Below are 13,798 nucleotides of genomic sequence, written 5' to 3' on the forward strand. Positions count from 1 at the left end.
GAATCTTGTTTGATTGATTTTCTGACTTGGGACTTTCGATAGATTCAACCCACACTGAGCCTCCTGCACTAGGCTCAGCATGGGCAAGGCTCGGTCTTTCGATGAGTTCTTTACTCCACAGCACTTGAGCACAACCATTTGCATGGGAAGGGCGGTTTCGCGGTCTCCTTTTACGTGCAGCTTCAAAATGAAACGCAACTTGCGAGGACAGCCAAAGTGCCAACTGTCCGCGGTGTTCGCAAGTTGCGGTGTGGTCTGCAGAGCTTGCTCGTGATTCGAAGGGCTAGGCCCCACAATCTTTGTGCTAATAATTCTTGCGCTTCTTGAGTCAATTGGCCAGCAACCGCCAACAGCATCCTTCTCGGGTAGTGACTACAAGTCTCCGCTACCGCTCGGAATTTCCATCCCTGTGAACACCACTGTCCAGGTCTAGGGCGCCATTGCAACTGAGTGACGCAGCTCTTTTTCTCGGTAGAGATCGCGGGCTTCAACTGTAGTTCGATCCACCCGTCATGTTTATTTATCACCGAGGCAAAACCCACGGCTAAAACTGGCTGTTTTTGACGGGTTTTCCAATGTCCCGCCACGCGCTCGGGATACCAAGCCCATGCGGTTGCTCAGACCTCGTGGTCGATCACAAAATAGTCTGTGCTTTAACAACATTCGAAAGGAAAAGCACATGTCCACAACAGTCACTGCGCCCGGCGCACTCTTGCAGTCCCTAAAAGTAACAGCAGCCAAAAAATCCATTGGCAACAACCCCCAAGCGCTGCGCCGTATGAAACTGTCACGCAAATTGTGGGAGCAGATCCAGTTGGCCAAAAGCCAAGCAGATGGAACTAACTTCGCCCTGACCCGGTTCCGCTCAGTTGTTGATCCTGATGGCGGTCGCCGCAGTGTGGAAATAGCCCGTCGTGTTCGCGCATGGTGGTGGACCACTGAGGCCAACCGACTGGCCTTGAACATCCGCTATGGCGCTCGCAAGCTGGAGATCAGCAAGGGCAAAAGTGCAGTGGAGATTGCCACTGCGGCTGACTTGGTGCCCACGCTGGAACTGATTAGACAGGCCGTGGAGGCTGGGGAGCTGGATGCTCAGATTGAAGCAGCTGCGGTCAAACTGCGCGCGGGCTTTGTGAAATAAATTGGCCGTGGGGGTGTGACGATAAATATTTGTATGAACAAATATCTCGTCACCCTCCGCATCCGAGGCCAGCTGGTCAAGACTGCTGTGCATGCCAACTCAGCCACTCACGCAAGGCTGCTTTGCCAATACCAGTTTGGCATGGACTGCGTGCAGGTGGCTCCCACCCAAATTCACAGCGAAGGGCAGGGCTACCCACTGCTGGATGAGCTCATTGCTGAGTCACCCCCGAGCATCAGGCCTCAGGCCCCCAAGCCCCCCAAACCCAAGACCATCAAACCCATCAAGCCCCAGACTCCGGATCAGATGCGGGTCACACAGTTGAAGGCCAATGTGGACCGTCAGAAAGAAGCCCTCAAGCGTGAGCGAGAGAGGCAACAGCGCCAACGAGATGCAGAACAGGCGCGCTGGGGCCAGGGTGGTGTTTGACTGTTTTGGGCACGCTGCCCCAAAGTGGTGGCCGAAATGTACGGAAATCGTAGGAAATCAGGGTATTTGCCCCGAAATGTGAGCTGTTTTGAAAACCAAGCCCAGACGTATGGCAGGTTATGCAGAAATACTTTTCTGGTTCAAACCCAGCCCTGTCGCCACGCGCTTTCGTCTTGCAAGTCACGCCAAGCAATCACCTTCACCGCCTTGGAAAACACCGCCTCGATTTCTACCCGTTCAATCGAGTCGGTCGGCAACTCAGGTTCGATCACTCGGCTGACCAAGAAGTGCTTTTGTTTGGCCACAGGCTTGACCGCGGTCCATTTGGTCAGCAGCAGTTTTTTGGGGTTGAGGGGGTTCAAGGGTGACGGTCTTTAGCGGCTGTATTGCATTTCCCGCGCTACCGCTTCGGCCAAGTCAATCACCGCCATGGCGTAGTAGCTGCTCCAGTTGTAGCGGGTGATGGCATAGAAGTTTTCTGACCCAGCCACGTAGCTCGGGGCATCGGGTCCGTTGAGCAATTCGATCAAGGCCAGTGGACCGGTGTGCTGCAACGCGGCACCTGACAGGACGGCGCCTTTGCTGACAAAGTTGGCGACGCTGAAGGTGGGCAAGATGTCGGGGGCCAGCAGGCTGTCCATGTCGGTTTGGCCTGGTGTCAAGACGACCGGGTAATGTGTGGGCATGCCAGGGCGCCAGTCAAAGGCCTTGAAATAGTTGGCCACTGAACCGATGGCATCTTGGGGGCTGCCAAACAGGTCGATGCGCCCGTCACCATCAAAGTCCACGGCAAATTTGGCCCAGCTTGACGGCATGAATTGCGGCAGGCCCATAGCGCCGGCATAGCTGCCACGGATGGCCAGAGGGTCGGCTCCGCTGCGTGAGGTGAGCAGTAAAAATTGCTCCAGCTCGCTTTGAAAAAAAGCCTGGCGTGCGGTGGCTCGGGGGTGGGCGCCGGGGAAGTGGAAAGTCAGCGTGGCCAGCGCGTCGAGGATGCGGAAGTTGCCGGTGTTTTGGCCATACAGGGTTTCCACCCCGATGATGCCCACGATCAGCGAAGCGGGCACGCCGTATTCACGCTCAGCCCGCTCCAAAGCGCTGCGGTGGGTTTGCCAAAAGCGTAAGCCCGCCCGGATGCGTGTGGGTTCGATGAAGCGGGCGCGGTAAGCGGCCCAGTTTTTGGCGGTGGGGCTGCTGGGGGGCAAGACGAAACGTTCAACCGAAGGCAGGCGTTTGGCTTGGCTTAGGGTGTTCTTGAGCCAAATGGGGTCTAGCTGCAAGCGTTGGGCCGCGTCCTCGGCCCATGCTTGGGTTTGGGCAGAGCTTTCGAGTGGGATGCCCGCGATGGCTGGTTTTTTGACAGAGGGGGCGGGTTGGGCTTTGGCCGTTTTGCTTGGACGGCGCTGCTGCGGCTTGGCTTTGGCGGGCTGGGGGCTGCTGGCTGTTTGGCGCTTGGGGGTATCTTGGGCGGGCAGCGCGGTGATGGGTGCAAGGGCCGTCAATGCGCACACCAGCAGTGCCAAGCCTGTGGGCATCCCTATTGGACAAGGCTTGTGTTGGATCATTTCGGGGCAGGTTTTGGACGCTTTCATTGCCGTGAGTTTAAACGCCGCCTGCGCGCGCCCGTGCTAAGCTGGAACCCATAAAAAAGCAGATCAATTCTTCAAAAACAACAGCCTTGCAGGCTGTGATAAGTCGGGAAGACACATTCATGGGCGCGACAGGTTATTTCACCCATCCATTTTGTTGGCAGCATGAAATGGGCGCGGGTCACCCGGAGTGTCCGGAGCGCTTGGGGGCCATCGAAGACCGCTTGCTGATCAGCGGCGTGGACATGGCGCTGCAAAGGCGCGAGGCCACGCCAGCCTCTTTGGCCGACATCGAGCTGGCCCACGGCCGCATGCATGTGGCGGCTTTGCGTGGCTTGGGCGATGCACTGCGCGAAGACATGGCGGCCGGGGGGCCCAAGCACACCAGCCTGGACCCTGACACGATGATCAACGTCCACACTTGGGATGCGGCTTTGGCCGCAGCGGGTGCCGCCCTGGATGCCACGGATGCCGTGCTGGCTGGCGAGTTGGAGAACGCTTTTTGTGCCGTTCGCCCACCGGGTCATCACGCTTGCCGCGACAAGGCCATGGGTTTTTGTTTTTTCAACAACGTGGCGATTGCGGCCAAATACGCGCTGGAGCGCCACGGCCTCAAGCGTGTGGCGATCGTGGATTTTGACGTGCACCATGGCAATGGAACCGAGGACATCGTGGCGGGCGACGAGCGCATTTTGATGGTGAGTTTTTTTCAGCACCCTTTTTATCCGGAAGGCGGCGCGCAATCGAAGGCGAGCAATTTGGTCAATTTGCCTGTGCCGGCTTACACCAAGGGTATGGACATTCGCGAGCTGATTGAGATGATGTGGCTGCCGCGGCTGGAGGCCCACAAGCCGGAGATGATTTTCATCAGTGCCGGGTTTGATGCGCACCGCGAAGATGACTTGGGCCAAATGGGCCTAGTAGAGCAAGACTACACCTGGATCACGCAACGCATCAAAGACGTGGCGCGGCGCCATGCCCAAGGCCGCATCGTCAGTTGCCTGGAAGGCGGTTACAACCTGAGTGCGCTGGGGCGCAGTGTAGAGGCGCATTTGCGCGTGCTGGCTGACGTGTGAGTGTTGGGTTTGGGCACAATCGGGGTATGAACGATTCCACCGTCCCCCAACCGACCGACCTGCTGCTGCACGAGCGCGATGCGCGCGGCGTACACCGGCTGACCCTCAACAGTCCCGCCAGCTTCAATGCTTTGAGTGAGGCCATGCTGGCCGCTCTGCAGCAAGCCCTGAATGCGATCGCGCAAGACGAGCAGGCCCGCGTGGTGGTGCTGGGCGCGGCGGGCAAGGCTTTTTGCGCTGGACACAACCTCAAGGAAATGCGAGCCCAGCCCGAGCTGGCTTACTACCAACAACTCTTTGCCCAATGCAGCCGCATAATGCTGGCGATTCAAAAGCTGCCGGTGCCCGTGATCGCCCGCGTGCAAGGCTTGGCGACGGCGGCGGGTTGCCAGCTGGTGGCGCAATGCGATTTGGCCGTGTCGGCAGACAGCGCCACGTTTGGCGTGAATGGCATCGATGTGGGTTTGTTTTGCGCCACGCCCAGCGTGCCGCTGGTGCGCAACATGCACGCCAAGCAAGCGATGGAAATGCTGCTCACGGGTGGTTTCATTTCGGCCGTCGAGGCCCAAAGCCGGGGGCTGGTGAACCGTGTGTGTGCAGCTGCTGAGCTGGATGCGCAGGTCGATGAGCTGGTGAATGCCATCCTGTCCAAACCGCGTGAGGCGGTGCGGATCGGCAAGACCTTGTTCTACCAACAACGCGAGATGGGCATCGAGGCGGCTTACCAGTTGGCGGGCCAGACCATGGCCTGCAACATGGTGCACAAGGTGGCGCAAGAGGGCGTGCAGGCCTTCATCGAGAAAAGGACACCCTCATGGCGGGCATGAGCAACATGGCGGTGATCGATCCGATGGGCTTGCTGCTCGGGTTGGCGCGGCCAGAGTCCTTGATGGCCTTGGGCGCTTTTGCGGTTTGCCTGGTGTTGGCCTGGTTGATGGTCTGGGGTGTTCGCCGGGTGTTCAGCGGTCAGGACATGGCCATTTTGCTGGGCCACCAACTGATCGATGGGGTGCTGTTTCCGGTGTTGCTGCTTGGGCTGACATTTGTGGCGCGCATTGTTTTGACACAACAGCAGCCTGCGCCATTGTTCGCGGTCTTGTTGCCGGTGTGCATTTCGCTGGCAGTGATCCGCTTGGGCGTGAAAGTGCTGCAAGTGGCGTTTGCCAATGCGCCCTTTGTGCGGGTGCTGGAGCGCACGATTTCCTGGTTGGCTTGGGGCGCGGTGGTGCTGTGGGTCACAGGCGTTTTGCCGCTGGTGCTCAACGAGCTGGACCAGATTAGCTGGAAAATCGGCGGCAGCGTGCTGTCGGTGCGCACCTTGATCGAGGGGGCACTCACGGCCGGGGCCGTGCTGATTGTGGCGCTGTGGGTGTCGGCTGCCATCGAGGCGCGTTTGCTCAAATCGGCCACGGGCAGCGATTTGTCTTTGCGCAAGGTCATCAGCAACACAGTACGGGCCTTGCTCATGTTTGTTGGTTTGTTGCTGGCGCTGTCGTCGGTGGGCATTGACCTGACGGCTTTGTCGGTGCTGGGCGGTGCCGTGGGCGTGGGCATTGGCTTTGGCTTGCAAAAGCTCGCTTCCAATTACGTCAGCGGCTTTGTGATCCTGGCCGAGCGCAGCATGCGCATCGGGGACATGGTGCTGGTGGACGGGTTTGAAGGGCGGATCGTCGACATCAAGGCGCGTTACACCGTCATCCGGGCTTTGAATGGCCGCGAATCCATCGTGCCCAATGAGTTTTTGATCATCAACCGGGTGGAAAACTTCACCTTGATGGATCCCAAGCTGTCGCAAACCACCTTGGTCTCGGTCGCCTATGACAGCGATGTGGATTTGGTCCGGCGCCTTCTGGTGGCCGCCTGCGAAAGCCAAGAGCGGGTCCTCAAAGACCCCGCACCCAATGCCTTTTTGAGCCAGTTTGGCGCGGACGGTCTGGAGTTCACCGTGAGTTACTGGATCGGTGACCCGGAAAACGGCCAACTGGCGCTGCGCTCAACCATCAACATGCTGATTTTGGCAGCGCTGCGCGAGCACAAGATCGAGATCCCGTACCCGCAACGGGTGATGCACATGGTGGGTGGCGCCAAGCCGGGCGAGGTTTGACAAGCCGCTCGCGTGTCAGAACGCCGAGCGTTGTTCTGGCCAGACCAGACAGATCAAAGCCGACAGTTCTGCCTCGCCCAAGCCGACAGCTTGGGCTGCGCGCAATTGCTGCTGAACGGTGGCCATGACCGGCATGGGCGCGCCACTGCTTTGCGCCACCTGCATCACGGTGTCCACATCTTTGAGCATGGTGGACAAAGCCCCAATCGAGGGTTGGCTGGGCGTGACCATGCGGGGCACAAAAACTTGCAGTGGTTTGGAGTCGGCCCAGCCGCCTTGCAGGGCTTTGGCCAGTTGATTCAAGTCGATGCCGTTGCGGTGCGCCAGACCCACGGCTTCTGCAATGGCGGCCACCGTGCTCGCCACAATGGTCTGGTTGCATAGCTTGGTGGCTTGGCCCGCACCGCTGGCGCCCATGTGGGTGATGTTGCTGGCATAAGCGGACATGGCTTGGCTGGCGCTGTCCAAGGGGCTGGCTGGGCCGCCTACCATCACGGCCAGTGTGCCCGTTTGCACACCCATCACGCCGCCAGACACGGGCGCATCGAGCCAGTCAGCCTGGCAAGCCAGGTGCAGGCGTTGGCTCCATGCGCGGGTCTGTTCAGGGGGAACACTGGAATGGTCCACCAGCCATCGCAAATTTCGGGCATGGACAAGGCCTTTGGGCCCGAACACCACTTGTTCGACGGCGGCTGTGTTCAACAGGCACATGAAAACGCCATCCACATCGCTGGCCGCTTGGGCAGGGGTGTCGCACCATTGCGCCCCCAACTCGATCAAGGTTTGGGCTTTGGCAGGGGTGCGGTTCCAGACATGGACCATGTGCCCTGCCGCCAAGAGGCGTTTGACCATGGGCTCGCCCATCAAGCCCAAGCCGCAAAAAGCCAATTTCATGGGTGAGCTTTTGTGGTGGCAGCCTGAGCGTCAGAGTTTGAGCGCTTGGGGCAGGAACAGGGCAATTTGCGGGAAGGCCACCAGCAACGCAAGCACCGCCACCAAGGTGTAGACAAAGGGCATGACGCCTTTGAAGACCGTGGCTGTGCTCAACTCGGGCAGCATGTTTCGCACCACAAACATGTTCATCCCCACTGGCGGGCTGATCAGGCCAATCATCACCACCAAAACAATCACGATGCCAAACCACACAGGGTCAAAGCCCAGGCTGACCACCAGCGGGAAAAACACGGGCAAAGTCAGCAACACAATGGACAACTCTTCCATGGCTGCGCCCAGGATGATGTAAATGGCGCAGATGAAGATCATCACCGTCATGGGGCTGATGTTGTGACTGCTCACCAGGTTCTTCAAGTCATTGGGCATGGAGGTGAAGTTCATGAAGTTGGCGAAAACCAAAGCGCCCACCAAAATCATAAACAGCATGCCTGTTGTGCGTGCGCTGTCGGTCAAGATCTCCAGGGTGACCTTGAAATTCAAAGCGCCTCGCAGCAGGGCAATGAGAAAAGCGCCGAACGCTCCTACGCCAGCACCTTCGGTTGTGGTGAAGACTCCGCCGTAAATGCCGCCCATGACCACGACAAACAACACCGCCACGGCCCAGACATCTTTGAAAGCGCTAATGCGCTCGGCCCAGCTCGAACGCTCTGCTGCAGGACCCAATTCGGGCTTGCGCCATGTCAGGAAGGCAATCGTTAAACACATCATCGTCATGGCCAAAATGCCGGGAATAAAGCCCGCAGCAAACAACTTGCCGATATTGGTCTCCGTTACCAAACCGTAAATGACCAGGATGGTGGAGGGGGGGATCAGAATGCCCAAGGTGCCGCCAGCGGCAATGGCACCCGCCGCCAGTTGTCCCGAATAACCGTGCTCTTTCATGGAGGGGTAGGCCACTTTGGTCATGGTTGCGGCCGTGGCAATGGATGAGCCGCAGACACTTCCAAAACCAGCGCATGCCATGACCGTGGCCATGCCGAGCCCTCCTCTGAAATGGCCCACCATGGTGTAGGCGGCGCGGTACAACTCGCGCGACATGCCCGCACGGGTCACGAAGTTGCCCATCAAAATGAACAAGGGCACCACGGAGAGGGTGTACTCGAAGCCTGACTCATACACGGTGGAGGTGACGGATGCCATGGCCGGGTTCAGTCCGCGCATCCACCACAAACCGGCAAAGCCCACCAAACCCATGGCAATTGCCAAAGGCACCCGAGCGAAGGCCAGGATCAACATGGCCAGCAGGCCCAAACTCGCTTCTGTCATGGTGTAAAAATGGGTTATTCAGTGGCGGGCGCGGCATCAGTGTGGCGCACAAAAATCAGGACCAAATGCATCAAGGCGGCAATTCCGATGGTGATGCTCATGGTGTACACCACGGGTGCCAACGGCAGCTGCAAAACATTGGTAGTGTCGCCATATTCGGCCACACGAACCGCCCGCTTGAACAGCAAATAGCCCACACCAGCCAGGCTGACGAAACAAATCAGGTCAGACAATCGGTTCAAAAAAGTTTTGACTCCGGGGCTCATGAACACATCCAGTGTGTCGATCACGATGTGTTCGCGCCGAGCACTGACCAAGGGCAAGGCGCAGTAAATCAGCACGGCTAGACCCATTTCCGTGATTTCGAAACCACCAGCCAAAGGCTTGTTGAAGAAGTAGCGGCCAATCACGTCCACAGCTGTGATGGACATCATCACAAACAACACGCTGGCGGCCACCAGCCCCAAGATTTTTTGCAGCAGTTGGGCCATATTCATGAGGACCTGCCTTGACGATGGCGTGCCGCGCGGCGGCTCCAGGCGTCGAATGTGATGTTCATGATGCGATCGGTGCGAAGGAAATCCCGGGCCCTGCGGGCCTCGGTCGGGTCAATGGGTTGCACCCCTCCCAATGGAGCGGCATTGATTTGCAATTGGGCCATGCGTTCCATGAAGACGGCCAAAAAAGCAGACTCCTGAACACTGCGCCCAGCGGTAAGAAGGCCGTGGTTGGCCAGCAGCAGGGCATGGTGGGGACCCAATGCACCCGCGATGAGTTCACCTTCGCGGTCAGCGGTCGGCAGGCCAGGCCATTCGGGCAAAAACACGGTGTCTTCAAACAGGGGCGTGCCATCCATGTGCCCTACGATGAGCGGTGTTTGTGCGGCGGCCAAGGCTGACGCGGCGGGTGGGTGGGTGTGAACGATGGCGTGCACATCGGCCCTGCATCGGTAAACCCAGAGGTGAAACCGAGTCGCCGGATTCGGTTCGCGGATGCCATAGGCACCCGCGCCCTTCATAACCTGCAAGTGCTGATCGATCAACAGCCAGCTGTCGGGCGTGGCTTCGTCAAAAGCCAGGCCCAGTGGCAAGGTCCAATAAGTGTTGTCATGATGCCCCCGTGCGGTGATTTGACCTGCCAGCCCAGATTCGTGCTTTTCATCCGCCAGAATGTGGGCGCAGGCTGTGAGTTTGTTGCGGGGGTCGCTCATGGCCAGTGCTTATTTGCCCTCAGCCACGCGCTTGAGTTCTTCACGGAACTCGGCCAAGACCTTGGCACCCTCCAGCCCTTTGGCATTGGCAGCCTGGATCCAGGTGTTGGCCAGGGGCTCTGTGCGGGTGCGCACTTCGGCAATGAAGGCTGGGCTGGCTTGTTGGATGTTCACGCCCGCAGCACGCAAAGCTTCCATGCCGCCTTTGTCCGCCGCGTCCCAAGCTTGACCCGCCAAGCGGGCCAGGGCTTCACCCGAGACGGAATTGATGGCGTCCTGGTCTTGCTTGGACAGCTTGTTCCACTTCTCTTCGTTCATGAAGAAGCCAAAAGCTGAAGAGTAAAAACCGCCAGGGAAAATGGTGGCATGTTTGACCACTTTGTCCAGGTTGAAGGAGCGGATGGACTCGGCCGGGAAAAACGTGCCGTCGGCTACGCCAGAGGCCAAAATTTCATAGGATTCAGGGGCGGGTTTGACCAGAGGAGATGCACCCAGGGCTTTGGCAGAGGCTTCGGAGATGCCACCGCCGCTGCGGATTTTCATGCCCGCGATGTCAGCGACCGAGTTGACTGGCTTTTTGACCAAAAACATTTGGCCAGGGCCGTGGGTGAAGACGCCCAGCAATTTCACGCCTTTGTATTCACCCGCTTTGTGCAGGTGTTTCCAATGGATGCGGCTGAAGGCCACCGAGTTGATTTCGGCGGTGCCACCGGAGCCAGGCAGCTCGGCCAAAAGGGGCAGGGGGTGGCGAGCGGGGGTGTAGCTGGCGGTCACATAGGACACGTCCATCACGCCATCGCGCACGCCATCAAAAGTACCTTGAGGCGCCACAGGGTGCTTGGCCAGCATTTGCATTTTCACGCGGCCGTTGGTTGCTTTTTCAACCGCTGCAGCCCAGCCACCCAAGACATCACGCGTCAGGGGGTGGTTGGGGCCGACCCAGCTGGACATGGTGAGCACGGTTTGGGCGTTGGCCGTGTTGAAACCCATGGCCAGAGCCATGGCGCCTGTCAAAGCAAGGTGTTTGAAAACTTTTCTCATGGGGTGTCTCCGTCCAAATGGTCAGTACCTGAAATCAGGCGATTGAAAAAAGCAAAGTATATTGGTTGAATGTTGTCAAAACTGCCAAATCAGTCATGGTTTACCCGGGTCTGGCCATGAACAGTGACCTCAATACCCTTGAAAGCATGCGCCATCCATTCGATCTGACGCCAAACGCCCGTGTTTTGGTCACGGGCGCTGCCGGTTATGTGGGCCAAGCCTTGGTCAAAGCCTTGGCATTGAGCGCGCCACGGTCTTGGCAGTGGGTCTTGACCGACGCCCAACCTGCTGAGGGCGTGCGATCCGACGCTAACACGCGGTGGGTGGTTGGTGATTTGTCAGATTCTCGGGTGAGTGATGCGCTGTTTGATCAGCCGGTCCACGCGGTGGTGCATCTGGCCGGTTTGATGAGCGGGCGCACTGAGCAAGACGTGGCGCTGGGCGAGCGCATCAACTTGCATGCTTGCCTGGATTTGCTGGCACGGTGCCGTGCCCAGTACAGGCAAGGCGGCCCTTTGGTGCGCTGGCTCATGACCAGCTCGATTGCGGTCTACGGTACGCCCTTGCCGCCTCGGATCGACGACCACACCCCCCAACGGCCCAGTCTGAGCTACGGCACCCACAAACGCATGCTGGAGTTGATGCTGGACGACATGAACCGCCGTGGCGACCTGGATGGCCGCGCCGTGCGCTTGTCCGGCGTGGTGCTGCGCCCCGTCTTGCCCAACGGGGCCTTGTCGGGGTTCAACAGCGACTTGATCCGCGAGCCCTTGTTGGGGCGAGACTATGTGTGTCCTGTTTCACCCGATGCCCGACTGTGGCTTTTGAGTTTGACTGCCGCGCTGGCGCACCTCATGCGCTTGTTGGGCTTGGACCATGCCACATGGTCCCAGGTCATGGGCCCAGCTGGAACCTGTGCCCTGAATGCGCCGGCCTGGCCTGTGAGCGTGCACGAGGTGTTGCAGGCCATGGCGCAGATTGACCCGCAAGCACCGCAACGTGTTCAGTTTGCCCCCCAGCCCGCCATGCAGGCCCAGTTTGGCGCATGGCCTTTGGACGTGTCTTTTGCGCTGGCCCAGCAGCTGGCGCTGACGGACGAACGCCAGACTTTCAAGCATGATTTGACCGAATTTGTGCGCCAGTTGGCGCAGCCCCTCTTGCGCCCTTGAGCACCCACCACCCTGACCTCAACAATTGCCATGACCACACCCATACCCCAACGCACTTTCACACCCCCTGAAAAACTCACCTCTGCGCGCATCGTTGAGGGGATGGACCGCACGCCCCATCGGGCCTTTTTGCGCGCTGTAGGCATGTCGGATGAAGACTTTGGCAAGCCCATGGTGGGCATTGTCAGCCAGCATGGCGAGAACACACCCTGCTCGATGTCTTTGGGCCCCCAGGCCGATGCGGCGCGCCTGGGCGTCGCGGCAGGGCAGGGCATTTCAGTGCCGTTCACCACCATTTCTGTCTCAGACGGTGTGTCCATGAACCACGCGGGCATGCGCATGAGCTTGGTGTCTCGGGAGATCATTGCCGACTCCATCGAAGCGGTGATCACGGCCCATGCGTACGACGGCTTGCTGGGTTTTGCCGGATGCGACAAAACCCTGCCTGGCGTGATGATGGCCATGGCCAGGCTCAATTGTCCCAGTGTGTTTGTGTACGGTGGCGCCATGTTGCCTGGGCAATGGCGCGGCAAAGACGTCACCATCCTCACCGCCTATGAAGGGGTGGGCTCGGTGCTGGCGGGTCAGATGAGCGAGCAAGACTTGCACGAACTTGAGCGCGCTTGCTCGCCGACGGTGGGCTCATGTCCTGGCCAGTTCACGGCCAACACCATGGCCATGGTGGCCGAAACCCTGGGCCTGGCTTTGCCGGGCTCGGCCATGATGCCTGCGGTGTACAGCGAGCGACTGGCTCTGGCGCGAGCTGCGGGGCGGCGCATCACCGAGATCATTCGGGAAGGCGGCCCCTTGCCGCGCGACCTGATCACCCGCAAGTCCCTTGAAAACGCTTGCGCGGCTGTGGCCGCCACGGGCGGGTCCACCAATGCGGGCCTTCATTTGCCGGCCATCGCCCACGAAGTCGGCATCTCTTTCACTTTGGACGATGTGGCGGCCGTGTTCGCCCGAACCCCCTTGATTGCCGATCTGCAACCCGGAGGGCGGTTCTTGGCGGTCGATTTGCACCGCGTGGGTGGGGTCCGCTCGGTCTTGAAGTCTTTGCTGGACGGTGGACACTTGCATGGCGATGCCTTGACCTTGTCAGGACACACTTTGGCGGAGGATTTGGCCGATGTCCCTTTGCCGGATGGCCAAGTGGTTCGGCAGGTGACGCAGGCCATCAGTCCCACGGGCGGTGTGGTGGTGCTCAAAGGCAATCTGGCACCCGAAGGCGCTTTGATCAAAGTGGCGGGCTTGAAGTCTCTGGTGTTTGAAGGCCCTGCGCGCGTCTTTGAGAACGAGGAGGAATGCTTTGAGGCGGTCACGCAACAAACTTATGCGGCGGGAGACGTGCTGGTGATTCGCAATGAAGGCCCTAAAGGGGGCCCGGGTATGCGTGAGATGTTGGGCGTGACGGCGCTGGTCTACGGGCAGGGCATGGGCGAAAAAGTGGCCCTGTTGACCGATGGCCGTTTTTCTGGAGCGACCCGGGGCATGATGGTGGGCTACATCGGGCCAGAAGCTGCGGACAATGGTCCGATTGCCTGGCTTGAAGACGGGGACCGCATCCGGCTCGATGCCCATGCGGGCACGCTCGATGTGCTGTTGAGTCCGGAGGTTTTGGCGCTGCGTGCACAGGCTGCTGCTGCACGGCCAAGACCACGGTTGTCGGGCGTTCTTGAAAAGTATGCCAAGCTGGTGTCAGCAGCCCGTCTGGGAGCGGTGACCCACAGCGGTCCGGACCCGGCGAATTGATTTTTCAAGCGTGATTTGAGATTTGAGATTTCGCTCTAAAATACGAACGGTCGTGCTTTTTTCTGCC

General features: G+C 59.2%; 14 protein-coding genes. 7 read left to right on the forward strand and 7 right to left on the reverse strand.

All coding sequences use genetic code 11. The annotated features are described in order from the left end of the window. The first annotated feature begins 679 nt into the window (after positions 1-679). Both ACIQ47_RS06755 and ACIQ47_RS06760 read left to right on the forward strand, forming a co-directional pair. Entirely contained in the window at positions 680-1,141 is a 462-nt protein-coding gene (locus tag ACIQ47_RS06755) for a DUF6641 family protein (protein ID WP_396437411.1), read from the forward strand. 33 nt (positions 1,142-1,174) lie between these two features. Beyond that, positions 1,175-1,570, forward strand: a complete 396-nt coding sequence (locus ACIQ47_RS06760) for a hypothetical protein (protein WP_396437412.1) — start codon at positions 1,175-1,177, stop codon at positions 1,568-1,570. 140 nt (positions 1,571-1,710) lie between these two features. Here ACIQ47_RS06760 and ACIQ47_RS06765 read toward each other — a convergent pair whose 3' ends face one another. Together ACIQ47_RS06765 and mltB are read right to left on the reverse strand one after the other, a co-directional pair. Beyond that, a complete protein-coding gene (locus ACIQ47_RS06765) occupies positions 1,711-1,932 on the reverse strand; it encodes a TIGR02450 family Trp-rich protein (protein ID WP_396437413.1) in 222 nt (73 codons plus the stop codon). Positions 1,933-1,944: 12 nt separating this feature from the next. Further along, positions 1,945-3,105 carry a lytic murein transglycosylase B gene (gene mltB, locus ACIQ47_RS06770; RefSeq protein WP_396437414.1) on the reverse strand — a complete coding sequence of 387 codons (1,161 nt, stop codon included), beginning with the start codon at positions 3,103-3,105 and terminating at the stop codon, positions 1,945-1,947. A 176-nt stretch (positions 3,106-3,281) separates the two neighbouring features. On the opposite strand from mltB, the gene ACIQ47_RS06775 reads away from it, so the two are divergent. From ACIQ47_RS06775 to ACIQ47_RS06785, 3 genes are read left to right on the forward strand one after another with little or no spacing between them, the layout of a single operon-like run. Next, positions 3,282-4,235 (forward strand): histone deacetylase family protein, encoded by a 954-nt coding sequence (locus ACIQ47_RS06775; RefSeq protein WP_396437415.1) that lies wholly within the window; start codon positions 3,282-3,284, stop codon positions 4,233-4,235. Between the two features lie 26 nt (positions 4,236-4,261). Continuing rightward, complete coding sequence (locus ACIQ47_RS06780; protein WP_396437416.1) at positions 4,262-5,062, forward strand: enoyl-CoA hydratase; 801 nt, start codon at positions 4,262-4,264, stop codon at positions 5,060-5,062. Beyond that, positions 5,050-6,339 (forward strand): mechanosensitive ion channel family protein, encoded by a 1,290-nt coding sequence (locus ACIQ47_RS06785; protein WP_396437417.1) that lies wholly within the window; start codon positions 5,050-5,052, stop codon positions 6,337-6,339. Before ACIQ47_RS06780 ends, ACIQ47_RS06785 begins: the two co-directional genes overlap by 13 nt. Before the next feature lie 15 nt (positions 6,340-6,354). On the opposite strand, the gene ACIQ47_RS06790 is transcribed toward ACIQ47_RS06785, so the two are convergent. Genes ACIQ47_RS06790 through ACIQ47_RS06810 form a run of 5 tightly spaced genes read right to left on the reverse strand, consistent with a single transcriptional unit; the run spans position 6,355 to position 10,810 of the window. Further along, the gene (locus ACIQ47_RS06790) at positions 6,355-7,233 is read right to left on the reverse strand and encodes an NAD(P)-dependent oxidoreductase (protein ID WP_396437418.1); all 879 of its coding nucleotides are present in this window, start codon (positions 7,231-7,233) and stop codon (positions 6,355-6,357) included. Between the two features lie 30 nt (positions 7,234-7,263). Further along, the gene (locus ACIQ47_RS06795) at positions 7,264-8,559 is read right to left on the reverse strand and encodes a TRAP transporter large permease (protein WP_396437419.1); all 1,296 of its coding nucleotides are present in this window, start codon (positions 8,557-8,559) and stop codon (positions 7,264-7,266) included. Between the two features lie 14 nt (positions 8,560-8,573). After that, the gene (locus ACIQ47_RS06800; RefSeq protein WP_396437420.1) at positions 8,574-9,056 is read right to left on the reverse strand and encodes a TRAP transporter small permease; all 483 of its coding nucleotides are present in this window, start codon (positions 9,054-9,056) and stop codon (positions 8,574-8,576) included. After that, the gene (locus ACIQ47_RS06805; protein WP_396437421.1) at positions 9,053-9,769 is read right to left on the reverse strand and encodes an aldolase; all 717 of its coding nucleotides are present in this window, start codon (positions 9,767-9,769) and stop codon (positions 9,053-9,055) included. Before ACIQ47_RS06805 ends, ACIQ47_RS06800 begins: the two co-directional genes overlap by 4 nt. Before the next feature lie 9 nt (positions 9,770-9,778). Next, a complete protein-coding gene (locus ACIQ47_RS06810) occupies positions 9,779-10,810 on the reverse strand; it encodes a TRAP transporter substrate-binding protein (RefSeq protein ID WP_396437422.1) in 1,032 nt (343 codons plus the stop codon). A gap of 146 nt (positions 10,811-10,956) precedes the next feature. Between ACIQ47_RS06810 and ACIQ47_RS06815 the strand changes: the two genes are divergently transcribed. Together ACIQ47_RS06815 and ilvD are read left to right on the forward strand one after the other, a co-directional pair. Next, complete coding sequence (locus tag ACIQ47_RS06815) at positions 10,957-11,979, forward strand: NAD-dependent epimerase/dehydratase family protein (RefSeq protein ID WP_396437423.1); 1,023 nt, start codon at positions 10,957-10,959, stop codon at positions 11,977-11,979. 30 nt (positions 11,980-12,009) lie between these two features. After that, entirely contained in the window at positions 12,010-13,731 is a 1,722-nt protein-coding gene (ilvD, locus tag ACIQ47_RS06820) for a dihydroxy-acid dehydratase (RefSeq protein WP_396437424.1), read from the forward strand. The last annotated feature ends 67 nt before the right edge of the window (positions 13,732-13,798 follow it).

Origin of the sequence: Limnohabitans sp., assembly GCF_044373035.1 — a bacterium.
Lineage (GTDB): Bacteria > Pseudomonadota > Gammaproteobacteria > Burkholderiales > Burkholderiaceae_C > Limnohabitans_A.